This window comes from Dyella amyloliquefaciens (assembly GCF_004296575.1).
GTDB classification, from domain to species: Bacteria; Pseudomonadota; Gammaproteobacteria; order Xanthomonadales; family Rhodanobacteraceae; genus Dyella; species Dyella amyloliquefaciens.
On sequence record NZ_SAYT01000006.1, the window covers coordinates 202,327 to 226,513 of the forward strand.

Annotated in this window: 18 protein-coding genes; 8 read left to right on the forward strand and 10 right to left on the reverse strand. The window is 63.5% G+C overall.

Annotation, left to right across the window (positions count from 1 at the left end; translation table 11 throughout):
• Positions 1 to 321 precede the first annotated feature (321 nt).
• Positions 322 to 1,029, forward strand: a complete 708-nt coding sequence (locus EPB08_RS15740) for a polysaccharide deacetylase family protein (RefSeq protein ID WP_130620063.1) — start codon at positions 322 to 324, stop codon at positions 1,027 to 1,029.
• Positions 1,026 to 2,138: a glycosyltransferase family 4 protein gene (locus EPB08_RS15745; protein WP_130620064.1), complete on the forward strand. Its 1,113-nt coding sequence runs from the start codon at positions 1,026 to 1,028 to the stop codon at positions 2,136 to 2,138. The genes EPB08_RS15740 and EPB08_RS15745 overlap by 4 nt, the downstream gene beginning before the upstream one ends.
• A gap of 235 nt (positions 2,139 to 2,373) precedes the next feature.
• Here EPB08_RS15745 and EPB08_RS15750 read toward each other — a convergent pair whose 3' ends face one another.
• Positions 2,374 to 2,841, reverse strand: a complete 468-nt coding sequence (locus EPB08_RS15750; protein ID WP_130620065.1) for a nuclear transport factor 2 family protein — start codon at positions 2,839 to 2,841, stop codon at positions 2,374 to 2,376.
• Between the two features lie 387 nt (positions 2,842 to 3,228).
• Between EPB08_RS15750 and EPB08_RS15755 the strand changes: the two genes are divergently transcribed.
• A complete protein-coding gene (locus EPB08_RS15755) occupies positions 3,229 to 4,545 on the forward strand; it encodes a Xaa-Pro dipeptidase (protein ID WP_130620066.1) in 1,317 nt (438 codons plus the stop codon).
• Positions 4,546 to 4,621: 76 nt separating this feature from the next.
• Here EPB08_RS15755 and EPB08_RS15760 read toward each other — a convergent pair whose 3' ends face one another.
• Complete coding sequence (locus EPB08_RS15760; protein ID WP_130620067.1) at positions 4,622 to 4,837, reverse strand: hypothetical protein; 216 nt, start codon at positions 4,835 to 4,837, stop codon at positions 4,622 to 4,624.
• 1 nt (position 4,838) lies between these two features.
• On the opposite strand from EPB08_RS15760, the gene EPB08_RS15765 reads away from it, so the two are divergent.
• The 4 genes from EPB08_RS15765 (at position 4,839) to EPB08_RS15780 (ending at position 8,103) form a co-directional block, all read left to right on the forward strand.
• Complete coding sequence (locus EPB08_RS15765) at positions 4,839 to 5,108, forward strand: hypothetical protein (protein ID WP_130620068.1); 270 nt, start codon at positions 4,839 to 4,841, stop codon at positions 5,106 to 5,108.
• Positions 5,109 to 5,303: 195 nt separating this feature from the next.
• Positions 5,304 to 7,172 carry a glycoside hydrolase family 2 protein gene (locus tag EPB08_RS15770; RefSeq protein WP_130620069.1) on the forward strand — a complete coding sequence of 623 codons (1,869 nt, stop codon included), beginning with the start codon at positions 5,304 to 5,306 and terminating at the stop codon, positions 7,170 to 7,172.
• 215 nt (positions 7,173 to 7,387) lie between these two features.
• The gene (locus EPB08_RS15775; protein WP_130620070.1) at positions 7,388 to 7,612 is read left to right on the forward strand and encodes a hypothetical protein; all 225 of its coding nucleotides are present in this window, start codon (positions 7,388 to 7,390) and stop codon (positions 7,610 to 7,612) included.
• A 56-nt stretch (positions 7,613 to 7,668) separates the two neighbouring features.
• Complete coding sequence (locus EPB08_RS15780) at positions 7,669 to 8,103, forward strand: hypothetical protein (protein ID WP_130620071.1); 435 nt, start codon at positions 7,669 to 7,671, stop codon at positions 8,101 to 8,103.
• 81 nt (positions 8,104 to 8,184) lie between these two features.
• Here EPB08_RS15780 and EPB08_RS15785 read toward each other — a convergent pair whose 3' ends face one another.
• The 8 genes from EPB08_RS15785 to EPB08_RS15820 all read right to left on the reverse strand — a co-directional run bounded on the left by EPB08_RS15785 (position 8,185) and on the right by EPB08_RS15820 (position 21,668).
• On the reverse strand, positions 8,185 to 9,030 hold the full coding sequence (locus tag EPB08_RS15785) for a sulfotransferase family protein (RefSeq protein ID WP_130620072.1): 846 nt from the start codon (positions 9,028 to 9,030) through the stop codon (positions 8,185 to 8,187).
• Between the two features lie 48 nt (positions 9,031 to 9,078).
• On the reverse strand, positions 9,079 to 10,086 hold the full coding sequence (locus tag EPB08_RS15790) for a LacI family DNA-binding transcriptional regulator (protein ID WP_130620073.1): 1,008 nt from the start codon (positions 10,084 to 10,086) through the stop codon (positions 9,079 to 9,081).
• Positions 10,087 to 10,102: 16 nt separating this feature from the next.
• Positions 10,103 to 12,808 carry a glycosyl hydrolase 2 galactose-binding domain-containing protein gene (locus EPB08_RS15795; RefSeq protein WP_229238371.1) on the reverse strand — a complete coding sequence of 902 codons (2,706 nt, stop codon included), beginning with the start codon at positions 12,806 to 12,808 and terminating at the stop codon, positions 10,103 to 10,105.
• A 4-nt stretch (positions 12,809 to 12,812) separates the two neighbouring features.
• Positions 12,813 to 14,201: an APC family permease gene (locus EPB08_RS15800; RefSeq protein ID WP_130620074.1), complete on the reverse strand. Its 1,389-nt coding sequence runs from the start codon at positions 14,199 to 14,201 to the stop codon at positions 12,813 to 12,815.
• A gap of 161 nt (positions 14,202 to 14,362) precedes the next feature.
• On the reverse strand, positions 14,363 to 17,563 hold the full coding sequence (locus tag EPB08_RS15805; RefSeq protein ID WP_130620075.1) for a TonB-dependent receptor: 3,201 nt from the start codon (positions 17,561 to 17,563) through the stop codon (positions 14,363 to 14,365).
• 189 nt (positions 17,564 to 17,752) lie between these two features.
• On the reverse strand, positions 17,753 to 20,089 hold the full coding sequence (locus EPB08_RS15810) for a beta-N-acetylhexosaminidase (RefSeq protein ID WP_130620076.1): 2,337 nt from the start codon (positions 20,087 to 20,089) through the stop codon (positions 17,753 to 17,755).
• Positions 20,086 to 21,129: a glucokinase gene (locus EPB08_RS15815; RefSeq protein ID WP_130620077.1), complete on the reverse strand. Its 1,044-nt coding sequence runs from the start codon at positions 21,127 to 21,129 to the stop codon at positions 20,086 to 20,088. Before EPB08_RS15815 ends, EPB08_RS15810 begins: the two co-directional genes overlap by 4 nt.
• Positions 21,130 to 21,443: 314 nt before the next feature.
• Positions 21,444 to 21,668: a hypothetical protein gene (locus EPB08_RS15820; RefSeq protein WP_130620078.1), complete on the reverse strand. Its 225-nt coding sequence runs from the start codon at positions 21,666 to 21,668 to the stop codon at positions 21,444 to 21,446.
• Positions 21,669 to 22,310: 642 nt separating this feature from the next.
• Between EPB08_RS15820 and EPB08_RS15825 the strand changes: the two genes are divergently transcribed.
• Positions 22,311 to 23,966, forward strand: a complete 1,656-nt coding sequence (locus EPB08_RS15825; RefSeq protein ID WP_165418518.1) for a GH35 family beta-galactosidase — start codon at positions 22,311 to 22,313, stop codon at positions 23,964 to 23,966.
• The last annotated feature ends 221 nt before the right edge of the window (positions 23,967 to 24,187 follow it).

Consider the following 24,187-nt stretch of genomic DNA (forward strand, 5'->3'; position numbering starts at 1 on the left):
TATCTCTTGTTTGGGCGGCTATACGGCTCGACCGGCAGCTTCGTCAGCGGAGCGCGGATGGGCACGTCGTAAGTCTTCTGAAAGGTTGTGGCGACGCCACTAAGGTCGAGCCTTGAAGCCCGAACATTACGCGAAACTAAAGACTTTCCTTGCGTCGACAGTCTTTTGAAAGCTTCGGCGAAAGTATTTTCGAAAGAGGTGAATGGCGGGAAAATTTGCCTGAAATTACGGCGTTTTCGTCTTGCCATGCGAGTCGGTAGCGTAGGAAGGTTTCACCATATGTCTTGTCAATTGGGACGCTTGGTGAGAATTCCGATCCTCATGTACCACAACATCGCGCGTGCTCCCCGGGACGTGCGCGTGTATCGAAGTCTGTATGTTTCGCCTGCGTCGTTCGCGCGACAGATGGGTATGTTGAAGATGTTCGGCTATCGCGGCGTTTCGATGTCCGATGCGATGCCATACCTGCGCGGCGAGAAGGAAGGCCGGGTCGCGGTCATTACGCTCGATGATGGCTATCTCGACAACCTCGAGTCGGCGATGCCCGTGCTGCAACGCTACGAATTCACGGCGACCTGCTATGTCGTAAGCAGTCTCGTCGGCCAGTACAACACGTGGGACTCCGATCGTCTCGGTGTTCGCAAGCCCATGATGACGATCGAGCAGCTGCGTTCCTGGCAGGCAGGCGGGATGGAAGTGGGTGCGCACACGCGCACGCACGCGCGCCTGAGCAAGTGCAACCTGCAGCAACAGCGTGACGAAGTCCAAGGCAGCAAGGCCGAGCTGGAAGACCGGCTGGGTAGCCGCATTGGCCAGTTCTGTTATCCCTATGGCGATCACGACGATCGCGCGGTGGATGCCGTACGCGAGGCTGGCTTCGACGCCGCCACGACGACGCATCGCGGTCGCGTCGAGGTAAAGCCGGCCATGGACTTCATGCGTCTGCCGCGTATCCAGGTGGCTCGACATCACGTGCTTCCCCAGGTGGCGGCCAAGGTGATGAGTGGCTACGAGGACAAGCGCGCATGAAGCTGCTCTTCGTTGGCACCAATCCCGAAAACACCGGCGCTGCGACGCATTTCGTCACGCTGGCCAAGGCCATGGCCGAAGCAGGCCACCAGGTCGAAGGCATCGTCTCGCGCAAGGGGCTGATCGGGGAGGGGCTGGCGGCGGCCGGCGTGCCGACCTTCTATAGTTCGTTCCGCAACGTCTATGACCTGCGCGGATACTCCGCGGTCATGCATCGCATCGCGAAGTTCTCTCCCGACTGGCTGGTCGGTAATTTCGGCAAGGAGTACTGGCCGTTGATCGCCAGCGGTCGACTGACGAATACGCCGGTCGCCTTGTTCCGGCATCGCAATCCACGCATGAGCAAGCTTTCGGAGTTCGGCGTGCCACGCCTGGCCAATCGGTTCATCGCGGTGTCGGAGTTCGCGCGCAACGCCTACCTGCGTTGGGGTGTTCCGGCGGACCGCGTCTGGATCTCCTACAACCCGGTGGACGTCAACGAGTTCCAGCCCGACCTGCAGCGTCGCTCACAGGTGCGGCGGGAGTTCGGCATCGATGACGATGCCATCGTCATGGGTTTCGTCGGTCGCATGCACGGCGGCAAGGGCGTTGCCCAGCTGATGCAGGCCGCCAGTGAGGCGATGCGTATCAACCCGCGCCTGCATGCTCTTTGGGTGGGCAATGGTCCGGAAGAGTCGGCGCTGCATCGCATGGCTGACGAGAGCGGTCTTTCCACGCGGCATCACTTCACGGGCTGGACGGCGGATACGGCCCGCTATCACCGGGCGTTCTCGTTCCTGGCGTTTCCTTCCGTGGAGCTTGAAACCTTCGGTCGCGTGTCCATCGAGGCACAGGCTTGCGGCGTACCGGTGCTCGGTAGCCATATTGGCGGCGTGCCTGAGACCATGATCGATGGCGTGACGGGTTTCCTGGTCGAACCGGGCAACATCACCGCGTGGCGTGACCGCATCCTGGCATTGTGTGACGAGTCGCTGTGCGCCGGGATGGGCGCGGCTGCCCGCATCCACGTGGTGGAGCACTTCAGCAATGCCGCTGTGGCGCGCGACTTCGAACTGCTGCTTCGCCACGGCGAAGAGGCGCTGCACCACTACGAGCACGCGCCGACGTAATGACTCCATGAGCCGGGTCGGCACGGATTTTTTTCGTGCCGACCCGCGTCTTGGCGGAAGTGCGGGCGTCAGCATGCCAGTGCAGAGTCGTGGCTTGGGCCTCGCGCGCTTGTATGGTCCGATGGGTGCCGCAAGCCGGTAGCCACGCTTCCGGCTCCTTCAAGATGTCGCCCGACTTCGGTGCCTCCATTCAACCGGGTCGCAGCACGGCAAAAGTGGCGTAGCGCAGTGCACCTCAGAACCCGAGTTCACTCAGTCCGGGGTGATCGTCGGGTCGCCGCCCCAAGGGCCAATGGTATTTGCGCTCCGACTCGGCGATGGGCAGGTCATTGATGCTGGCGTAACGATGGACCATCAGGCCGGCCTCGTTGAACTCCCAGTTCTCGTTGCCATAGCTGCGGTACCACTGTCCTGAGTCGTCGTGACACTCATAGGCAAAGCGCACCGCGATGCGATTGCCGCCGAAGGCCCACAGTTCCTTGATCAGGCGATAGTCGAGTTCGCGGTTCCATTTGCGACGAAGAAAAGCCTTCACGGCATCGCGACCGTCGAGAAACTCCGACCGGTTACGCCAGTGTGTGTCCACGGTATAGACCAGGGAAACGCGTTCGGGATCACGGGTGTTCCACGCATCCTCGGCCATGCGGACTTTCTGCGTGGCGGTTTCTTCGGTGAAGGGAGGAACGGGCTGTCTGATCTCCATGGAACACCTCGGCAGTCAGTGTCGGGACGAATGGTGGCTGGTCGATTCGCTTGAAGCCGCTTCCGGCCCGCAGTAGTTTGTTCCGGAATCGCCGTCGCAAGGCTTCTGCAGTCTTCAGGCCCCATGCGGCGAGCGAGCAGCATTGATGGCACGGATGATGATTATCGTCCCCGGAGATTGCCGCTTCCATCGGATGCCATGGTCCGTTGCAGTGCGCTGCAGCAAACGGACACCTGCGGCTGTTTCGTGACTGACGACGTGTGTCGCGCACCAGCCCATTCACGGTAAGGTTGGCGGAGGGGAGATCGCATGACCGTGGCCGGAGGGCGCACTGTTCGGGCCGTCTGCCCGCAACATATCAGCCCTTTCCCACGGAGTAGTTCGTCCATGCGTCTATTGCCCTTGTTTGCCGCCATCTCGCTGACTCTCGTGGCCACGGCTACCCTTGCCGATGATGCGCCCGCTACACCGGCGAAGGTAGTCGTCCGCGCCGCTCATCTGGTCGATACGCAGGCAGGCACCGTGCGCGACAACCCGGTGGTGGTGATCGAGGGCGACAAGGTCACCGAGGTGCGCTACGACGGCCAGGTGCCGGCTGGCGCCAATGTCATCGACCTGGGCAACGCGACCTTGCTGCCCGGCCTGATCGATTGCCACGTGCACCTCACCGGCGACCCGAACGAAGTGAAGGGCGACTACTACGAGGCCATCCTCAAGCGCAGTGCGATCGACTCTGCGATCGTCGCTCCGATCTACGCCAAGCGTACGCTGGACGCCGGTTTCACCACCGTGCGCAACCTCGGCGCGGATGATTACGTCGACATTGCCCTGCGCAACGCGATCAATCGTGGCGATATTCCCGGTCCGCGCATGCTGGTGTCCGGCCCGCCGCTCGGCGCCACCGGCGGTCACGCCGATGGGACGACGGGATTCTCGCCGTGGATCGAGTTCCACGGTATCGATGGCGTGGCCGATGGCGTCGATGCCATTCGCCATCGCATCCGCGAGAACGTGAAGAATGGCGTCGACGTCATCAAGTTCATGGCCAGCGCAGGCGTGCTCAGCGCCGAGGGATCGGTAGGCGCGCCGCAGTACTCGCAGGAAGAAATGAATGTGCTGGTCGATGAGGCGCATCGCTGGGGCAAGAAGGTGGCCGCACACGCGCATGGCACGGAAGCCATCAAGATGGCCATCCGCGCCGGCGTCGACTCCGTCGAGCACAGCAGCATGATCGACGAAGAAGGCCTCAAGCTCGCCAAGCAGAAGGGCACCTACCTCGACTTCGACGTCTACAACGACGACTACATCCTGAGCGAATACGCCAAGAAGGGTTTCCCGGCGAGTACCGTCGAAAAGGAAAAGCTGGTGGGCCGCCTGCAGCGCGAAAACTTCCAGCGCGCCGTGAAGGCCGGTGAAAAGATGACGTTCGGTACCGATGCCGGCGTCTATCCGCACGGCTGGAACGCCAAGCAGTTCGCCGTCATGACCAAGTGGGGCATGACACCGATGCAGTCGATCCAGGCTGCCACGGTGAACGCCGCCGACCTGCTCGACATGAAGGGCAAGGTGGGCGCCGTCGCGCCGGGCTACTTCGCCGATCTCATTGCCGTCAGTGGCGACCCCCTCAAGGACGTCTCACAGCTGGAACACGTGGGGTTCGTGATGAAGGGTGGGGCAGTCGACAAGAACGAACTCAAGCGCTGAGCGATCGCCCGGCAAGAGATGGGGCCAGCCAACGTGCTCATACGATACGGCTGGTCTGGTCCCGAGGTACCCGGATTCATCCGAGCCGGGTCTTGGCCAGGATGAATGCATCGGCGTGATGCTGGCGCTTCGGCGATAGCGAGGCGCGTTGGATATCCACTTTCAGTAACAGCCAAACAGGGGCACGCATGAAAGCAATGTCGTGGGGTTGTTCGCTTCTTCTGGGCTTGACCGCATCGCTATGTCCCATCGCTGCCCAGTCATCCACGGCGGCGCCAAAGATGAAGTGCACCGTGGGTCCCGTCGCGAAGCAGTACGGAAAGACGCCATGGCTGGTGTACAGCTGTGACGACGGCAAGTCGGTCCTCATCGTATCGGCACCCGCCAACAAGGCCGTCCGCTTTCGCTTTACCTTTGTCGCAGACGACGATGGCTACGCACTTCATGGCGAAGGCCAGGGCGACAAGCATGTTACCGATGCGGCGTATCAAGACCTCAATGCATTGGTTGAGGCGGATATTGCCGCGCTAGTCACTGAGACCCGCAAGAGCCAAGGCGGCTGAGTCAGCGTCGATGGGCTAAAGGCGCATCGGAAACGATGCGCCTGCTGCGTGCCTCGCAGCGTCTTTGGTGATCCAAGTCCCAGTTCCCACCCTTGAGCGTAGCCTTCGGGCTTGGACATTTGTCCGACAATCGTACACCCTACCGGGACGGCGGTGCCGGGCACTGCCCCAACGATTCCGATGAGGGAAGGGTGGATGAACTGCAACTTCAAGGGTCGGCGCGCGCGCGCCTGGGTGGGCATGGCCGTGGCCATGGGCTTTGTTTCGATGGCCATGGCGGCGCCGGATAAGGCGACGGTATGGAACGGCAAGGTGGCGCCCTTGGCGACGCCGTGGACGGCTGAGGTCTCGCCTGGCAACGCCTTGCCCGAGTATCCGCGCCCACAGTTGGCGCGTCCTTCGCTAGAGCATCCGCAATGGATGAGCTTGAACGGGTTGTGGCAGTACGCGCCGGCTGATGGAAAGGGCGCGCCACCGTTCGGCCTGACGCTGAAGGACCAGGTGCTGGTGCCATTCCCGATCGAGTCGGTGCTCTCGGGCGTGCAGAAGCATGCGGATTTCATGTTCTATCGCCGCCTGGTGGACGTGCCGGCCGCCTTCACGGCGCATGGCCAGCACGTGCGACTGAACTTTGGCGCCGTGGCCCAGGACGCCACGGTGTACGTCAACGGCACCCAGGTAGCGAGCCATGTGGGCGGCTATACGTCTTTCAGCGCAGATATCACGAAGGTGCTTCACGCGAGCGGCCAGCAGGAGATCGTCGTCGCCGTGCATGCGCCGGTGGATGGCGCCAACGTGATGGTGGGCAAGCAGCGACTGAAGCCCGAAGGCATCTTCTACACCGCGGCCTCGGGTATCTGGCAGTCGGTGTGGCTGGAGCCAGTGCCGGCCACCAGCCTGGCGCAACTGACGTTTACGCCGGCCCGCAGCCTCGACGCCTTCACCGTCACCGCCAAGCTGGATGGCAGCCACGACAACGCCACGCTGCATGTCACGGCGTATGCCGACGGCAAGGCGGTGGGCGAGGCGAGTGGACCGGCCGATCAGCCGATGCACCTGGCCATTGCACATCCGCGCCTGTGGAGCCCGCAGGATCCCTTCCTGTACACCTTCAAGGCCGTGCTTGCGCAAGGTGACCAGCATGACGAAGTGACGAGCTACGCAGGCCTGCGCACCGTTGCCATCGAGAAGGTGGATGGCCGCAACCGCATCGTGCTGAATGGCAAGCCGACCTTCCTGCTGGCCACGCTGGATCAGGGTTACTGGCCGGACGGCATCTACACCGCCCCCACGGACGCCGCACTCAAGTTCGACATCCAGAAAACCAAGGACCTGGGCTTCAACACCATCCGCAAGCACATCAAGGTGGAGCCGGCGCGCTGGTTCTATTGGGCCGACCACATCGGCCTGATGGTGTGGCAGGACATGCCGGCGTTGCCGAATGGCCGCAATGACCAGCTCAGTGATGCCGACAAGGCGGGTTTCCGCGCCGACGTCTCGGCCATCGTCGATCAGCTGAAGGGCGAAACCTCGATCATCGGCTGGATCCCGTTCAACGAGGGCTGGGGCCAGTGGAGTATTCCGGCCGCCGCCGAACTGGCCGCGCAGATCAAGCAACTCGATCCTTCGCGACTGGTCGATGCGCGCAGCGGTGCCAACTGCTGCGACACCAAGGGTGACCCGCATGCAGGCGATGTCTACGACGTGCATGACTACCAGGGCCCCGGCCTGCCCAGCCCGGATGCAGAGCGCGCCGCCATCGACGGCGAGCACGGTGGACTGACCCTGGGCGTTCCCGGTCATGTCTGGCCGAATACGCCGATCAATCCGTACGGTGCCGTCAAGGATCGCGATGCACTGAACGCCGGCTACGTCGCCAATACCGCCGTGCTGCGCGACAAGGGTGTGGCCAAGGGGATGTCCGGCAGCGTCTACACCCAGATCACCGATGTCGAGGGTGAGCACAACGGCCTGTTTACCTACGACCGCAAGGTCGAAAAGGTGGATGAAGCGCAGGTGCGTGCCATCAACGAGGCGACGATCAGCGCGGGTGCGCAACACTGAAACCTGCACGTCGCGGAGCGACGAGGCTACCGATTATTGGATAGCCCGCGCGCTGTGAACGAAGGGTCTCCATGGGGCCATCGCTGCACTGGCTGCAGCGGTGGTCCCATTTTGTTGATCGGTTGTCCTTGGCGTGCCGGTATCGGACGGGCTTCCGATCCGGTGCTAGGCTAAGCCCGTTTCCGGACAGACTGGCGAACGCGAGGGAGGGCGCGATGGGAACGGCTTTCTGGGTAAAGCGTTTCTTTGTGGTGATGTTGGGCGCAGCTGCCATCATCAGCCTGGTGCAATGGCTCAAGGGGCATGGCCTCGAGTACGCCTTGGTGCAGGGCGTCCTATGGGGAGCGATCTCAGCGACCATCTTTGTATCGGCAAGGATCTATCAGTCGCGACGGGGTATGCATTGCAGTATCTGCAAGGACACCCCCGAAATGCGCTGAGGGATGCAGGGCAGGGAACCCATCAGGAGTCGGTGGGACGCATAGGGAGAGTGCAGATGAACATCTTGCCGTTTGTCGCGATCGCGCTGGGCCTGGCCGTTGAAAATGTCGTGGCATACCTGTTCGGGTTGAATCTGCGGATGACCAACGGCTTTTTTGCAGCAGGGGCCATTTTCTTCGTGCTTTCGCAGTCGCCGCGCACGATGGTTGGTTTTGCGGTTACGCCGCGCGAGTGGGGCGACCGATGGCGCCACTGGTTGGGCCCGGGCGAGCGTTTCGCGCCGAGCCGCAGCGAAAGCCGGTGGGCGGCACATCGTTCCATCGCCATCCTGAGCCTGTTCGTGCTCGTCGGCTTTTCGATGATCTGGATCCGCCCGCAGGAAAGCGCAGGCAGCATGCAGACGGATACGGCTTGCCTGACCGGCATGGGCCTGGGCTTTTGGGCAGGCTACCTCGCCGTTATGGCGCGACGGGCACCGTCATCCCCCTGAGCGGGCTGGCGGCGCTGGCCTGATGCAGATACGACAAGGGCCGCTGGTGCGGCCCTTGATCGTTGCGCCAGGGACAGACGCCTAGACGATGGGCACCTGATGGATGTTGTTCTTGGGGTCCATCCAGAACGCTTCGTTCGCGAAGCGCCCGAAAACCTCGCGCGGCAGGATCGGCTGGCGTTCGACCGCTTCCACCTTGGGTCGCACGGAGTGCAGGCCGGGCATGCCGACGCGTGCATCGAACTCGTCCGCGTTGTATTCGATGTGATTGAAGTCGTGCTCGAACCAGGGCTCGCCGAGGAACTGGTAGACCGCGCGCATGGCCGTGGCCGGGTCGCTGACCAGGCTTTCGTAGGTCAGCATCAGCAGGTGGTCCTTTGCGTGCGGGCCGTAGAAGGCCTCCTTGGTGGCCTGGTAGGCGAACCCCACCATGCCACGTGGATCGGTCATCGCTTCAACGCGCGAATACACCGTGGTGTTGGTGTCGAAGCGAAACACCTTGCTGACGCTGACTGGTGACCTGCGCACCAGTCGTTCCATGCTGTCCAGCACCCAGGCCAGCTGGCGCACGCAGGCGATCACCTTCACCCCCGGGAACAGCGTGTCGAGCAACTGCATCCGGCTGCACCACAGCCGGCTGGTGTCGAATACCACGCCGGCGTCCGTCTGCACCGAGTAGAAGTTCTCGACCAAGCCGCGCAACACGGCGATGCGTTGCTCGTCGGAAACATCGAACGAGAAATCGTTCTTGCTGCTGGCTTCGGCGATCACCACGCCCATGATGTCGGCGAGCGGGCTGGTCATGCCCGCGCGGAAGCGCGGATTCTGGTTGAGGATGGCAGCCAGCAGGGTGGTGCCGGCGCGCGGCAGCCCGGAGATGAAGTGGAACTTCCGAGGCGGGTTGCTGGCGTCTGGCGTAGCTGGCATGAAGTGGCTCCTGTCGATCGATGACGTGGACTGCAAGATGATGCCTGATCAGGGCGCGGGCGCGGTCGATGCACGCATGCGCATTTCATAGCCGACTTCGACCATGCGTGCTTCTCCCTTGCCCAGCACGCGCAGCAGCAACTCCTCGGTGGCGCGCCGTCCCATTTCGCGCACGGGCTGATGCACGGTGGTCAACGGCGGCCACACCTGGGTCGCAATGGTGGTGTCGTCGAACCCGCAGATGGAGATCTCGCCGGGTACCGACGCGCCGGCCTCCGCAGCTGCCCAGATCGCGCCGACGGCCATGTCGTCGTCCGCCGCAAAAATCGCAGTCGGTCGTTGCTTCAGTGCGAGCAGTCGGCGTGCTGCAGCCACGCCCGATTCAAAGGAGAACTGGCCCTGCACCATGTAGGCGGGGTCTTCCTTCAACCCCGCACGCTTCAGGCCATCGCGGTAACCGGCAAGGCGCCAGATGCCCGCACCGTGCTTGGGGTCGCCAATGATGTGGGCGATCCGGCGATGTCCCAATGACGCGAGGTGATCCACCATCGCCGCAGCGGCTTCGCGCTCGCGCAGCGTCGCACCGATGCAGCCCTTGGGCTGGCGCGGTGCGATCGAGGCAAACGGGAGGTCGTTCTTGCGCAGGTGCTCGAGCAGCCTGGGATGGTCGGTGATGGGCGGCGTGAGGATCAACCCATCGGGCTGGTGTCGCGACAGAATGCCTTCGACGCGCTCCACGAAGTCCGGCGCCGTCGAGACCAACGGTTGCACCATCATGCTGTATTGCTTGGCCTCGCAGGCCTCCAGCACGCCCGCCTGGACTTCCATGATGTAGCTGGGCGACAAGTTGTCGTAGAGCAGCCCGATCGAGAAGGAACGATTCGTCGCCAGGCTGCGCGCCGAGGTGAGTGGGCGGTAGTTGAGCTTGGCGACGGCTGCGAGCACGCGGTCCCGCACTTCATCGCGCACGTTCGGCTCATTGTTCAGAACGCGCGATACGGTCTTCTTCGAGGTGTCCGAGGCACGGGCGACATCGTTGATGGTCACGCGTGACATGGAAGCCTCTGCGTCTTCAATGATCGGTCCCCTGCGCGGTGGTCGCTGGATAGCTTTGGGGTGGAACGTTCCATCCACTCACTTCGACGACAGGCACGGATTCTTGCGATGCGTATCGCGCAGTCAGGGTGATGGATTCCCCGGGCCAGAGCGTCACGTCATTGTCATTCCACAAAATCGGCAGCGCAAGGTCGCCATGTGCACCATGGCGGATCGATACATGCTGGAACAACGCCACGGTTCTGGACGACGCTGGCACGGAAAGCGTCACCGTGGTGACGTCCTCTTTCCCTTCATGGCGTGTCGTCGCGTGGACCTCATTCGTTGCTGCCGGCAGGGATTGCAGCGCGGTCAGGTCGGCATACTGCGTCAGCGGGGTGAGATACCAGGTCGACTTCGCCCAGTCGAGTACGTCCTGGCGCGTGGAAAGCCAGTAGACGTTGCGGCTCACCGGCTTGCCGTCGGCGGCGGCGAGGTCGAGTTCGATGAAGTAGGCGGGGGACAGGTCGGCGACGGTTGGCAACGTCGCGATCTGCTTCGTGTGGTTCCCGGTCAGGTCGATGCCCTGCAGGTGCTTCTCGTAATGCACGCTGCCGTCCAGGTTGCGCACGCGAAGAGTGGCCTGCAATCCATGGACATCGTCAAGCGAGTGGTTGACCAGCACGACGCCTTTTGTGTCGTACGCGTACTGGATATGTACCAGTTCGTTGGCCTTCTTGGCGCCGAAATAGGCGCCGGCGGGATTCATGAAGTAGTCGTACAGATGCCAGTGCAGCGAAGGCCATGCGTTGTTGAGCATCCAGTAGATGACGCCGGTCGCAGGCTTGGCGGCATCCATCCGCGCATTGAACGCCTCGAACTGCGCTCGCACGTTGTCGTAGTTGTCAAGCTGCGCCTTGGCGACGTAGTCGGCAAGATCCCTGGGCGTGCCATAGCGCCGAGCCAGCGCGTTATCGAAGGGCGTCAGCACGGCGAAGGTCGACCAGTCGGCGGAGGCGTGGTATTGCCTCGCCTCCGGGTACTTCCACAACGCTTCCTGCTCCTGCGGCGACAGCATGCGCTTCAGGTCTTCGAGTCGCGGAATGTCGGCGCCCGCGCTGACTTCGGAGTCGAAGCCAAACGCGCCGCCCAGCTTGTCTGCGTACCAGTAGGAGGGCGGTATCCAGTCGTACGGTCCGGCCATCTTCATGCCGGAAGGGCCGGCGTCGGCGGTCGCCTGATCGACGGCTGCGGAAATGATCGGCAACGACCAGTCCGCAGCGAGCAGCGTGTCGACATACATCTTCGCGATGGGCGGAGGAGGTGCGTTGTCGCTGCCGATGAAGAAGCCGATCACGGAGGGGTGATTGCGCAGCAGGCGCGCTTCGCTGGCCATGGAGTCTTCCGCCACCTTCCTGTCCGCGTCGTTCCAGGGCTCGCCGCCGGTCATGGCGGCCGACTCCCATTTGTCGCAGCATTCCCAGCCCGCCAGGATCATGATGCCGTTGCGGTCGGCAAGATCGTAGAAGCGCTGGTTTTCCAGCTTGCCCTCGCTGCGGATGGTGTTGAGGCCGAGGTTGGCGACATAGCTGAACTCGGCCTCCATGCGGGCGGGATCGTCGCGCAGGAACATGTCCGGCGCCCAACCTCCGCCGCGGATCAGCACCGGCTTCCCGTTGATGAAGAACTGGCGATAACCCTGTTTGGTGAGGGTCGAACTGACGCTGCGGATGCCGAACGTCGCGGCGGCGTGGTCGGACGTTGCGCCATCCACTGCCGCCGTCATCTCGAGGTCGTACAGCGGGTGATCGCCCATGCCGATAGGCCACCAGATCTTCGGGTGATCGAGGGCCAGGCCCGGCGTGTTCTGGGTTGAGAATGAAACGACTTGCGTCTGCCCCGGCGCGAGGTGGATGGTCTGTTGCAGCGGGACACCGGCTGCCGTGCCCGCGATCGTCGCGTCATGCGCCACGGTGTCGAGGTTCCTTGCGGTCACCTTCACCGCCAGCGTGGCGCGGGAGAGATCGGGCGTAAGCGTCGACTGCGCGTGGGGAAAGCTTAGCTCCACCGGCCCGGTCTCCATGACGTCCACGCCGCGCCATGGACCCATGTTGTTGTCCGGCGGCGTGGGGTTCCAGTCCACCCAGCCGATCGACAAGCTCATGCGCGGATCGCCAGGATGCACCCGCATGGCGAGCACGTTGGCACCCGCGTGTACCCAGCGGGTCACGTCGAACTCGTGCACGGGATAGGCTCCCGCGAGGTCGGCATGGTCGGCGACCTGATGCCCATTGACCCACACGTCGGCGCTCGCGACCAGGCCATTGGTACGCAACAGCGTTCGCCGTCCGGACTGAACCTTGGGCAGGGTGAATTCGCTGCGGTACCACCAGGGCGTCACGAACAGGTTGCCGCTCGCTTCCGGCACCTGCACGGCGCGCAGGTTGTCGCTGTAGAACACGTCGCTCTTGAACGCGCCGTTTTCCAGCAGGCCGGCCATGACGGTCGCGCGACCACTTACCGGGAACCATTCCTTGGTGGCAAAGCCGGACGATGAGATCTCGGCACCGCCTTGCTGCGCCTTTGCGCTGTCCTGCATCTGCCAGTGTGCGATGGCGGTGACGGTGCCGGCATCGGTTGGTATCGAGGTCGGGGCGTAGGTCGTCTGCGCGTATACGGGCGGCATGGCCGACAGGACCACGGCGGCCATCATCCGGAATGCGTGCTTGGCTCGAGTTTGCATGGCGTCACTGCTTCGCAAGATAGGTTTCGTGCACTTCCACCGGTGCGAACGGCCAGGATCGGTTGAGCCTGGCCCAGATCGAAAACACCAGGAGCCCCGCGACGATCCAGATACCGGACAGGATCAGCGACAGCGTGGAGGCGGAGACGTAAACATAGACCCAGCCCAGCAGTGCAACGATGCACGGCACGGGGTAAAGCCATTGCTTGTAGGGTCGATCAAGGTTCGGCTGGCGCTTGCGCAGCACGACCAGCGCTGCGATCTGCGCAATGGACTGCACGATGATCGTCGCGGCCAGCAGCATGTTGATGACTTCGGTGAGGTCGAAGAACGTGCCGATCGCCGTCACCACGCCCATCGTGAGCAACGCCACATGCGGGAAGCCGTATCTGGCATGGAGTCGCCCGAACGTCGACAGGAATACCTTGTCCTGTGCCGCCTGGAAGGGCACGCGGGAACCGCCCAGCAGCCCGGTGAACACCGAAGCGAATGCCGTCACGATGATGAGGATGGTCATGATGGCGGCGGCCGTATGCCCCCAGCTGTGTTCCACGACCAGTGATGCCACTGACTTGGACCGGGCGATTTCCTGCCACGGCGCGACACCCAGCACGCTGATGTTGAGCAGGAGATAGACGACCATCATCGCGATCACCGAAACGATGATGGAGCCGGGCATCGTCCGGCCGGGGTTGCGCAATTCATCACCGATATACGCAGTGGTGTTGTAGCCGAGATAGTCGTAGATGCCGATGATCAACCCCGCGCCCAGCCCCATGAAGAAGTGGCTGCCAAAAGCGTCCGCCGGATAGCTGAAGGCGAAAGCCGGGTTGAAACGCGAAAAGCCCGCCGCCGCGACGCCGATGACGGAGATCAGCATGATGATCCACAGCGCGATGGTGATCGCGCGTACCGATTCGATGCGCCGATACAGCATCCATGTGACCAAAGCGGTTGCCGCCAGACTGATGAGATGCACCGACCACCAGCCCAGGTTGGGAAAGAAGAACCCCAGGTACTCCACCATGCCGATGATGCCAGTGGACATCAGCAGGGGAATCGCCAGCAGCATGGTCCAGATGAACAGGAATGGCATCAGCTTGCCGGTGCGGTACTGGAAGGCTTCACGCAGGTACACATAGGTGCCACCGGAGCCCGGCATGGCCGCGCCCAGCTCCGCCCAGACCAGGCCGTCGGCCATCGCAAGGATGGCGCCGGCGATCCAGCCGATCACCGCCTGCGGGCCACCCATGGCCGCGACCATGATGGGGATGGTGATGAACGGACCGATGCCGCACATCTGCGTCATGTTGATCGCGGTGCCCGAGAACAGGCCGATGGACCGGTGGAAGGCGTTGTCGCGAACGGGCTGGGGCGTGCTGGAGTCCTGCATGCTGGCCTTGTCGTGAGGTGGTGCGAACGGGGTGTCGATGACACGGCTCCAAAGTACGTTCGTGCAGCGCTTGGCTCAGCCTGCGCCGAGGTGGCCGTATTTCCGCGATTGCAGAAATACGGCAGTCACCGGACCGGGCCCGACGAAGGAGGTCGCTACTGCTACCACTGGCCACGCACGCCGAGCATGACCATGCGCTCAGAGAACGTCGAGTGCCCCGGCTGGTCGGGCCACACCAGGTAGTACTTCTGGTACTCGTTGGTGAGGTTGGTGCCGTCCAGGAACACTTCGGCGTACTTGCTGAACTTGTACGAGATCGACGCATCGAGGTACTTCTGCGGCGCTTCGTACATCTCCATGCCGGTGATGCCGCCCACGCTGTCCATCACGGCGCGACGCGAGCGGTAGTTGTACGCGACGCGGGCCTGGAAGTGATCGTCCTGATACCAGAGGATGAAGTTGCCGGACGTGGTGGAGTTGTCCTGGAAGGGAATCTCCCTGCCGGACAGATCCTTCTCGCCCGAGTTGCTCGGCGCATACGTGGCATTGATTTCCATGCCCGTCTTGGACAGGAAGCTGGGCAGGAACGTGAAGCCCTGGCGGTAGTCGAATTCCGCACCATGGATGCTGTTGCCGGTGCCCTGCACGGGCTGCGTGATCACGATGCAGTGATCGCGAACCACGCCATCCTCGTCCGGCAGCGTACAGTTGGTCACGCTGCCGTTCTTGATGAAGCTGTCCACGTTGATGCGGAACAGCGCCAGGCTGAGCATGCTGGTGGGGTTGATGTAGTACTCCAGCGATGCACCGTAGTTGGTGGAACGCCACGGGTTGAGGTCCGGATTGCCGGTCGACGTACCGTTGGAGACGCGGAAGATCGGTCCCTGCGGCGTTTCCGCCAACGAGTAGTTCAGCTGCAGGCCGCCGGCCCAGGTGCTGAGGTCCAGCGGCATCATGTTCTTCGAATAGGCCAGTCGGAACTTCAGGCTGTCGGTGATATCCAGCGAGAAGTTGAGCGACGGCAGCACATCCTGGTACGTGCGCTTGGTGAGGGAGGTACCGGCGTCGACCGGTTCGTCGCCGTACGAACCCGGGTCGCCCGTCAGGTGCTGGGTGACGTCCAGGTTGGTATGGATCAGGCGCACGCCAAGGTTGCCGCTGTACGGCATGTCCCATAGGGTGCCGTTGAGATCGGCCTGCAGGTAACCCGTCAGCTCCTTCAGTCGCACGGCCCAGGTCGTGCCCGGCTCCGCCACCTGGACGGTATCGGGATAGAGCGACTTCCAGTACGACACGGGATCTTTCAGGGCGGATGGATCAATCGCCCAGAAATTGATGCCCGAGCCGAGCAGGTTGGAGTACTGCTTGAAGTTGTTCGCCAGCGGCGCCGCGGTGTTGGGCATCGAGACGGCCGACAGCGGACCGGCGCGGAAGTAGCCCACATCGTTGCCCGCAGTGCAGGCGCCGCTGTCGAGGACCACGTCGGCACCGACATAGCGCACCAGACAGCCGTTGGGATCGGTTGCGCCCATGCCCCCATAGACCGGTGTTTCCAGTGTCCAGCCGTTGTTGTCCGCGCTGCGGATGCTGTTGCGCAGGCCGAACTCGAGCTTGAACCCGTCCTGGAAATCGTATTTGCCATCGAAGCGCAGGGCGTTCAACGCCACCTTGCGGTCGTAGTCGCCGGAGGACTCCAGCGTTTTCATCGTCCAGTCGCTGGGATTGGCGAAATTCGCCGCCAGCGAGGAAGGCAGGCTGACGGTGATGTAGCGGCCATTGAAGTTGGCGACGATCGGCACCGTGTTCTGGGGAATGCCGTTCGCGTTGAATACGCGATTGCCGCCCAGCTGTGCCGGATAGACCATGGTGCCCGGTGGCACCGAGTTCGGATCGACGCCGTCCATCAGCACGTTGGGCCACAAGGCGCCATCGGAATCGGAGATGTTGACGTCGGTTTCCTGGTACGACTGGGAAGCCGTGTCATGGATGCCGCGCACGCTGGCCGTGAACGGGCCGCCGTTGTCGTAGTCCAGCTGGAGATTGAAGTTCTTCGCGATCGAGTCCTTCTGGATCATCGACGAGTACGACTCCACGTCGCCCGGCCACTTCTCGTACACCTGGGTGGTGTAGATCTGCGAACCTTCCCAGCCCGGCTCGGGCGTTCCGTAGGAGCCGAGGGCAGGGCTGCCGGTGTTGCGCGACTGCAGCGGCACGTAGGTGGCGCCCTGCCAGTTGGTGGAGTTGAACTGCAGGCCGAAATTGCTGTTGTACTCGTGCTGCTGCGAGTAGAAGAAGTCGCTGGTTGCCGTGAAGCCGCTGCCTAGATCCATCTGGAACGAGGCGTTCGCGGACTTGCGCTTGCGCTGGGTGATGATGTCGTTGAGGCCGATGTCCTGGCTGCCCATGAAGACGCCGTTGGACTTGCCATCGCCATTGACGTCCACGCTGCCGTCGGCGTTCTGCACGATCTTCGACGGAATGGGGGCGCCGTTCCACGGCGTCAGGAAGCCGTTGTAACCGCCGGCGCTGGCCGCGTTCTCGCCATTGAGCACGACACCGTACTGGTCGAGACCCTCGGTGGCGTTCATGCGCCGGGTGTCGGAATAGTCGGCGGATATCAGCAAGCCCCAATGACCATTGTCGTTGTAGGAAATGAGGCCGTTTGCCTCGGGTCCCCAGTGATCGGTGGTGCTGCCGCGCTCACCGTTGGCGGAGTAGCTGTAGGTGAATCCGCTGGGAAGATCCCAGGGGCGGTAGGTATGCAGGTCGATGGCGCCGCTGATGCCGCCGTCGGTCGTGCTGGCGGTGGGCGACTTGAGCACGTCCACGCCGTGGAACAGCGTGGAGGGCAGCATGGTGAAATCCGGCTGCTGCGAGTCGATCTGGTCTGCCGTGATGAACACTTCACCGTTCAACATGGTGCCTACCTGGGGCAGGCCGCGCACGTCCACCGAGGTACCTACACCGGCATCGCGATTGATCTGCACGCCAGTGACGCGCTGCAGGGAGTCGGTGATGGTGGTGTCGGGCAGGGCGCCGATGTTTTCCGCCGTGATGCTGTCCTGGATGTTGGGAGCATCGCGTTTCAGGTCGATCGCGCGCATCTGCGATGCACGGACGCCGGAGACGTTCACGGTCGCCAACGTTTCGGCGTTCTTCTGGGCGTCGGTTTTCTTGGCATCAGGCGATGCCGGCGCCGGAGCGGCTTGCGCGGGCGTGGTTTGCGCCGTGCTCGTCTGCGGCGCGGGGCCGTCCGGTTGCATATCGGCAAAGGTCGACGCCGAGGCCGAGGCCGATACGGCGGCGAACAACGACACGGTGATGGCGAATGACAAAGGATGCTTGCGAAGTACGGTGGACATGGGCTTTGACCTCGTTGGTGTTGCCTGTCTAACCTCAACTGCTCCGTTGGTAATCCAAAAACGCCTGCCGACCGGCCGTGCCCGTTAGCACGCCGTCGTGATGCAATGTCTCGATCTCCCCAACCCAGGCTTCGTGAGCCAGGGCTGCTCTCCCGGTACTACGTCGCGGAGCGATTGCCCCGCGTACTGCTATTTCGAAAACGCGATGCTCGCCAAAGCCCACTGGCCATGGCGCGGATCACCGGTTGCGAAGATGCACAGGTCGCGAACGCCGGCCCCCGCCGGCGTGGCAACCCTTGCATCCAGATGAAGCTGTCCCCTTGCATCCATCGCGCTGTCCAGCGGCACGCTGGCAAGCAGCGGTCCCGTGCAGGAATCAGCGTGAATCTCGAACTCGCCGGCCGTGCTGGCGGCGTGGCGCACCACGGCGTCCTTGGCTTCATCGCCAAAGCGCCAGGTGATGCGCTCGACGCTCAACGCGACATGCGTGATGCCCGCCATCGGCGCCTTCGGCCACAGCCAGCACATATTGCCGATATCCACGGAGTAAACCGGCCTTGGGCCCTGCACTGGCTTGATGCCATCGAGGCGTGAGGGCGGCTGGTTGGAGCATGTCGCAAGCGCGTTGCCGTCACGGCCCAGCAAGGTAGCGGCATCGAGCAGCTGCGTGCGCGAAGCGGCAAGTTCAAAGCCATCCGGTGCGAACGTTCCAGCACGCAAGGTCACATCGCCTGTCAGCGTGAGTGGCCGTGCGTACGCCGTGGATTTAGGGTTCGGATCGGAGCCGTCCGTCGTGTAACGAATCGTTCCGAAATTGACCTGGTTGGACAGCTCGACCCGGTGCGCACCGTTAGCCGATGCAGTCACATGGAACACGGGCGCGAAAGCGGTATCGGCGTAGCCGATGCCCAGCGCGCGATAGCGCGCCAGTTCGGCCGGCATGCGCTGGAGGAAATTGTTCCAGTTGCGCGTAGCGTCAGGCGACCAGCCAAGCTCCGACAGCGCGGCGATACGCGGGAACACCGCATGCTGATCGTGTGCGAAGGTGAGCATCTGCTCGGCCCACAGGCCTCCCTGCACGCCGACGACGTGCTTCGCCTCGCTGGCGTTGGCGCCGTGGGGAATGACCATCGTGTCATACGCCTGGCGCAGCGTGGCCGCGGGAGGCGGCCCCGCCCATTCGTCGGGGAGATCGGACTGCACGTGGTCGAAGTACAGCGACTCCTGCGGCGTCATGACCACATCGTGGCCTTGCTGGATGGCGGTGAGCGCCACGCGTTCGTCGTGATCACCGTGCCACGACATCACCAGCTGTGAGGTCGGCAGCGCCACGCCGGCCGCCAGTTCATCGTCCCAGCCCACCGGCGTGCGGCCATGCTTGAGGAGATGCGCGGCGACCTGGTTGATGAACCAGCCCTGCAACTGGTCCATGTTCGCCAGGCCCAGCTTGTGCATCTGCGCTCGCACGTCGGGCGATGCGTTCCACTGCTGCTTGTCGGCTTCGTCGCCGCCTATCGAGATGTAGCGCGACGGGAAGATCCTCATCAGCTCGTCGAGTACGTCGTCGACGAACTGCAGGGTCTTTTCATCGGGCTTGAGCAGCCACGGACTGACGCCCCAGTCGGTCCACACGGAAGGACGCTGGCCGGTAACGCCCAGCCATGGATAAGTGGCGACGGCCGCCTGCGAATGCCCGGGAATGTCGAACTCCGGAACCACGTCCACGTAGCGCTCGGCGGCATAACGCACGATCTCGCGCGCCTCGGCTTCGGTATAGAACCCGCAATAGGGCTCGTCGGCGGAGCCGGTCAGTTCGCTGTCGAGGCCCACGGCCTTGCGACACGCGCCGATCTTCGTGAGCTCGGGATACTTGGGGATGGCGATGCGCCAGCCCTGGTCTTCGGTCAGATGCCACAGCAACACGTTCAACTTGTTGAGCGACATCCAGTCGATCAGCTTCTTGATGTCCGCCACGCTCTGGAAGTGCCGCCCGGAGTCGAGCAGCAGTGCGCGCCATGCGAAACGCGGGTGATCGTCGATGACGCCATGCGCCACCCTCACCGGCGCACCATGCGTCCAGCCCGGCGGTGTCAGCAGTTGCCACAGGGTGACGCTGCCGTAGAACGCGCCGCGTGGCGTGCGCGCCGTGACTCGAATGCCGGCGTCATTCACCGTGATGCGGTAGCCGGCCTCGTCCTGGATATCGGCCGCGGGGTCCACCGCGAGGGTGATTGCCGGATGCGCGGTGTCGTCTGTCGCCACCCGCAGGTGCAGCCCATTGGTATCGGCCACGCGCTGTACGAAACGTTCGGCAATGGACTGCACCACCTGGCGATCCGCAGCGCGCACCGCGACCACGGCGCCATCCCCGATGTCTGTGGCGCCTGATCCCGCAGGACTGAGCTTGGCCGGCTGTGGCAGCAGCGACCACGCCGGAACGGCCGGTGCGGCATCGGCCATCCCCACGGTCGCGAGCAAGGCAGCGGCCAGGCAGGAGAGGATGATCGATGTCGCGATGCGGCTCACGTGCGGCCCCCCGCTGTCATGGGGAGCTGCGAAGCTGCTGCGGCCAGCGCGCCGCGCCTGAGGTACCACTGGGCGGCCCCATGCACGCCGTGATGCCCGTGCTCCGTGACCCAGACGGGTACTTGCGTCAGCAGCGTGCGTGCGCTGCGACCGTGCAGGAAGCGCTCTTCGAAGGCGCTGCGCCTGAGCGATGCGAACAAGGAGGACAGGAAGCCGCCCGCCAGGTACACGCCGCCCGTCGACATGAAGGTCATCGCGAGGTTGCCGGCAAAGCTCCCCAGTGAGGCGCAGAAGATTTCCACGGCTTCCACGGCTTGCGCATCGCTGCGCGCCATCGCGGCCGAGGTGACGCCCTCCGGAGTGGTAAGCGTGGCTGCTTCTCCCAGCAGCGTGCACAGGGTCGCGTAGATGGTCAGCAGGCCAGGTCCGGAGACCAGGTGTTCAAACGGCACGTAGCCGCCATTCGGCGCCAGGAACGCAAGTATTTCGCGCTCGCGCACCGAATGCGGCGCGTAATCCATCTGGCCGGATTCCGTCGTCAGCACGACGCCACCGTCCGGGCCGGGAATATGTACCGCCGCGCCAAGCCCGGTCCCCGGGCCGATCACCAGGGTCGGTCCGGTGGACGGCGTCTCCGGTCCGCACAGGAGGCGACCATCGCCGGCGAGCGGCCCGTCGAGCGCGTAGGCCAGAGCCTCGAAGTCATTGAGCACGGCGACGTCATCCAGGCCCAGTGCATCGCGCAACGGTGTCAGGTGGATGGGCCAGGGCAGGTTGTCGTTCACCACCTCGTCGCCCACCACCTGGCCTGCGCAGGCGAGCACACAGTGCTTCACCGGGATTTGGACGTCGGCGTCGATGAAGGCTTGCAGCAGGTCCGACAGCGCCGGGAACTGGGCGCACGCAAACACCTGGTAGGCGAGCGTTTCGACCCCGTACTGCGTGGCGCGCATTAGCGCGACACGGCCGTGCGTGCCGCCGATGTCGGCTGCCAGAAACGGCAACGCTGGTATCCCCGCCAGTCGATCCGAATGGTCCATTGACACGTCCCGCGCGCCCCCGCATTGGAACTGTCATCAGGTTGGAACGTAATTGACACCGGTGTCAAGCCGTACCGCACCATGGGGGAAAATGGCCCCTGGGGCCTTACCCGGCGGGGCGCCGGCTTGGCTGTGAACGGCCTGGAGCGTGGCTTCGCCGGCGATCAGCGTCCCCGGGGCGGGTCGCCCGCTGCGTCAGGCGAGGGCTCTCCGCCCGGGCTAGCGCAGGCCGAGGTGCGGGTGCTGGGTGTGAAGGAGAAGAGGGGCGGCGAGGCGGGGCGCGTACCGGGCCCGAATGTGCCGCCAGGTGACGGCTACGACCTGGAAGTCCTGGTCTTCGAGAAGGCGACGACCAGAAAAACAATGGTCAGTACGACCATCGTGCCTGCGCGTACGTTGGCGTCGTCGTGCAGGAATCGCGGCATGGCGATCATCAGCACGCCGTAGGCGGCGACCAAGGCCCAGCCCTGCCAGCTCGATGGGCTGTAACCGAAACCGAAGCGCTTCGGGGCAAACCAGTAGGTACGATCGGATTTCATGGACGCCGCCCGGTGGAACGTGGCGCGGAGTCTACTCGCTTGCCGGCTGGAACATTGCGAGGCGCGCCTTCGGTAAGAACTTGCTGCCTGGTTGTCCCGTTGCGCGATCCAGCTCGTGCGACGCAAGGAGTTTTTGCCGGATTTGCATATACACCGTGTGCCGAATTGGGTAGCGTCGATGGGGGATGGGAGTAGTAGTCGGGGGCAAGAGGAGCAACCGGCACGCAGCTTGTGAGGGCCGATGCGTCCACGCTCGGGGGAGGGTCGGGCGCAGCCGGGAGAGTGCATGGGCCGAGGGAAGAGGCCGCACGCCATGCATCCACTTCACGAAGCTGTTTGCGTGCACGTCTAGCTATCCATGTCGACGCTGCGGGAATGAAGCGAATCGATATGGCCGTCTGCTTGGCCTGGGCCGCCGGTGAAGAGTGCCGGCGCATGCCCGCGCGCCCATACCGACGGCCGGCATGGTGGAAAGCGGCTTGTCCTGGTCAAACCTCCACCACGTTTGAAAGGCGCTATCGCAAGGCTGGGCAATCGCGCTCACGTGAGTCTTCGACTCCACGCGGGCTGTGCGAGCGGGCCTTGCTGCGACAGTCCCTGCCTTCACAACACACAACTCGTACCGGATATGGAAAGGCTCCCATGATCAACCACCTGCGCTCACCGAGCGTTTCCTCGCGACTGCCCAGGGCGACGGCTATTGCGTCGACCCTGCTTGCGCTGTTTGCACTGACTACAGCCTGCGTCGCCAAGTCGGGCACCTCATCCATCCCGACCCTCGAGAAGAACGGTGCGCAGGCGCATCTCATGGTCGACGGTGCGCCCTATCTGATCCTCGGCGGCCAGGTTCACAACTCCGATACGTCCAACCCCGAGGTTCTCAACAAGGCCATGGACGTATTGGCCAGCTGGCAGGCGAATACGGTCGAGGTGCCGATCTACTGGGAAGCCATTGAGCCCTCGCCGGGGCACTACGATTTCAGCTCCGTCGACCTGGCGGTCAATGCCGCGCGCAAGCATGGCCTGCGCGTGGTGCTGCTGTGGTTCGGCACCTGGAAGAACGGCGAGAGCCAGTACGTGCCCGACTGGATGAAGGAAGACCAGGCGATCTACCCGCATGCCAAGGGGCCGCGAGGCGAGGTCACCACCACCATCTCGCCGTTGAGCACGGCGGCCATGGAGGCGGATGCGCGTACGTTCGCGGCATTGATGCGGCACATCAAGAGCATCGATGAGACCCAGCGCACCGTGCTGATGATGCAGGTGGAGAACGAGCCTGGCATCGTCAACACCGATCGCGACTATTCCGATGCCGCCAACAAGCAGTTCGACGCCGCCGTACCCGGCGCATTGCTGACCTACCTGGATGGCCATCGCCAGCAGCTCTCCGCGCCGATGGCGGCAACGCTGAGCCATGCACCGAAGTCGGGCAACTGGACGCAGGTGTTCGGCGAAAAGGCGCCGGAGGCTTTCAGTGCCTGGACTATCTCGCAGTACGTCAACACGGTGGCCGAAGCCGGCAAGCGCGAATATGCGTTGCCCATGTACGTCAACGTCTGGTTGATCGAGGGTGTGGAACGTCCGGGCCGTTGGCCGAGCGGCGGTGCCACCGTGAACGTGCTCGATGTATGGAAGGCAGGTGCACCGGTCATCGACATGCTGGCGCCCGACATCTACTACCCGAAGTTCTATGACGTGGCTTCGCAGTACACCCGTCCGGACAACCCGCTGTATGTGCCGGAAGCGAACTTCAATCCGTACTTCGCGGCGTTTGCCTTCACGACCTTCGGCAACTTCAACGGTATCGGCTTCAACCCGTTCGGCATCGACGATGTGGTCACCAAGGGCGACATCGGTGCGGCCATCGGCATGCGCTTTCAGGATACCTACAACGTCCTGCGTCCCCTGTTGCCGCTGATCGCCAGCAAGCAGTACACCGGCAAGCTGCATCCGGTGCTGCAGGGCCTCGCCAATGGCGAGGACTGGAAGCAGTCCGTTCGCCTTACCGACCGGCTCGCGGCCAATGTCGACTTCACCGCGCAGTTCGACCCGGTCAAGGGCCGTGCGGCCGGCATGATCATCGAGCTGGCGCCGGATGATTTCGTGGTCGTGGGAACGGGCTTCGACGTGACCTTCCGCGAAATGCAGGGACCGCTGCGCGACGCCGAACTGATCTCGATCGAGGAAGGCACGTTCCAGGGTGACCAGTGGGTGCGCACCCAGCGACTCAACGGCGACGAGCGCCACGTGTCGCTGCCGGACCATTCCACCATCCTGCGCGTACGCGTCGCGAAGTAAGCCAGCGTTCCGCTTCGATCCGTCGGAGACGGGTGTCGGGAGGCCAGGGTGGGGCGGATACAGAGGATCGCCCCACCACTTGTGGTCGCCACGAGACGCATCAAGCCACACGTAGGCGCCGGTAACGCGCCGGCGTCCAGTGGCGATCAGGCGATAGCAGTGGCTGGCATGCCGCACGGTGCGCACCTGCCTCAGAGAAACCCCAGGATCCGCCGGGCTTC

What these genes read in the sequence shown, in the direction of transcription:
- EPB08_RS15740 (WP_130620063.1), top strand. Translation starts at nt 322, where the DNA reads ATGTACCACAACATCGCGCGTGCTCCCCGGGACGTGCGCGTGTATCGA.
- EPB08_RS15745 (WP_130620064.1), top strand. Translation starts at nt 1,026, where the DNA reads ATGAAGCTGCTCTTCGTTGGCACCAATCCCGAAAACACCGGCGCTGCG.
- EPB08_RS15750 (WP_130620065.1), bottom strand. Translation starts at nt 2,841, where the DNA reads ATGGAGATCAGACAGCCCGTTCCTCCCTTCACCGAAGAAACCGCCACG.
- EPB08_RS15755 (WP_130620066.1), top strand. Translation starts at nt 3,229, where the DNA reads ATGCGTCTATTGCCCTTGTTTGCCGCCATCTCGCTGACTCTCGTGGCC.
- EPB08_RS15770 (WP_130620069.1), top strand. Translation starts at nt 5,304, where the DNA reads ATGAACTGCAACTTCAAGGGTCGGCGCGCGCGCGCCTGGGTGGGCATG.
- EPB08_RS15775 (WP_130620070.1), top strand. Translation starts at nt 7,388, where the DNA reads ATGGGAACGGCTTTCTGGGTAAAGCGTTTCTTTGTGGTGATGTTGGGC.
- EPB08_RS15780 (WP_130620071.1), top strand. Translation starts at nt 7,669, where the DNA reads ATGAACATCTTGCCGTTTGTCGCGATCGCGCTGGGCCTGGCCGTTGAA.
- EPB08_RS15785 (WP_130620072.1), bottom strand. Translation starts at nt 9,030, where the DNA reads ATGCCAGCTACGCCAGACGCCAGCAACCCGCCTCGGAAGTTCCACTTC.
- EPB08_RS15790 (WP_130620073.1), bottom strand. Translation starts at nt 10,086, where the DNA reads ATGTCACGCGTGACCATCAACGATGTCGCCCGTGCCTCGGACACCTCG.
- EPB08_RS15795 (WP_229238371.1), bottom strand. Translation starts at nt 12,808, where the DNA reads ATGCAAACTCGAGCCAAGCACGCATTCCGGATGATGGCCGCCGTGGTC.
- EPB08_RS15800 (WP_130620074.1), bottom strand. Translation starts at nt 14,201, where the DNA reads ATGCAGGACTCCAGCACGCCCCAGCCCGTTCGCGACAACGCCTTCCAC.
- EPB08_RS15805 (WP_130620075.1), bottom strand. Translation starts at nt 17,563, where the DNA reads ATGTCCACCGTACTTCGCAAGCATCCTTTGTCATTCGCCATCACCGTG.
- EPB08_RS15815 (WP_130620077.1), bottom strand. Translation starts at nt 21,129, where the DNA reads ATGGACCATTCGGATCGACTGGCGGGGATACCAGCGTTGCCGTTTCTG.
- EPB08_RS15820 (WP_130620078.1), bottom strand. Translation starts at nt 21,668, where the DNA reads ATGAAATCCGATCGTACCTACTGGTTTGCCCCGAAGCGCTTCGGTTTC.
- EPB08_RS15825 (WP_165418518.1), top strand. Translation starts at nt 22,311, where the DNA reads ATGATCAACCACCTGCGCTCACCGAGCGTTTCCTCGCGACTGCCCAGG.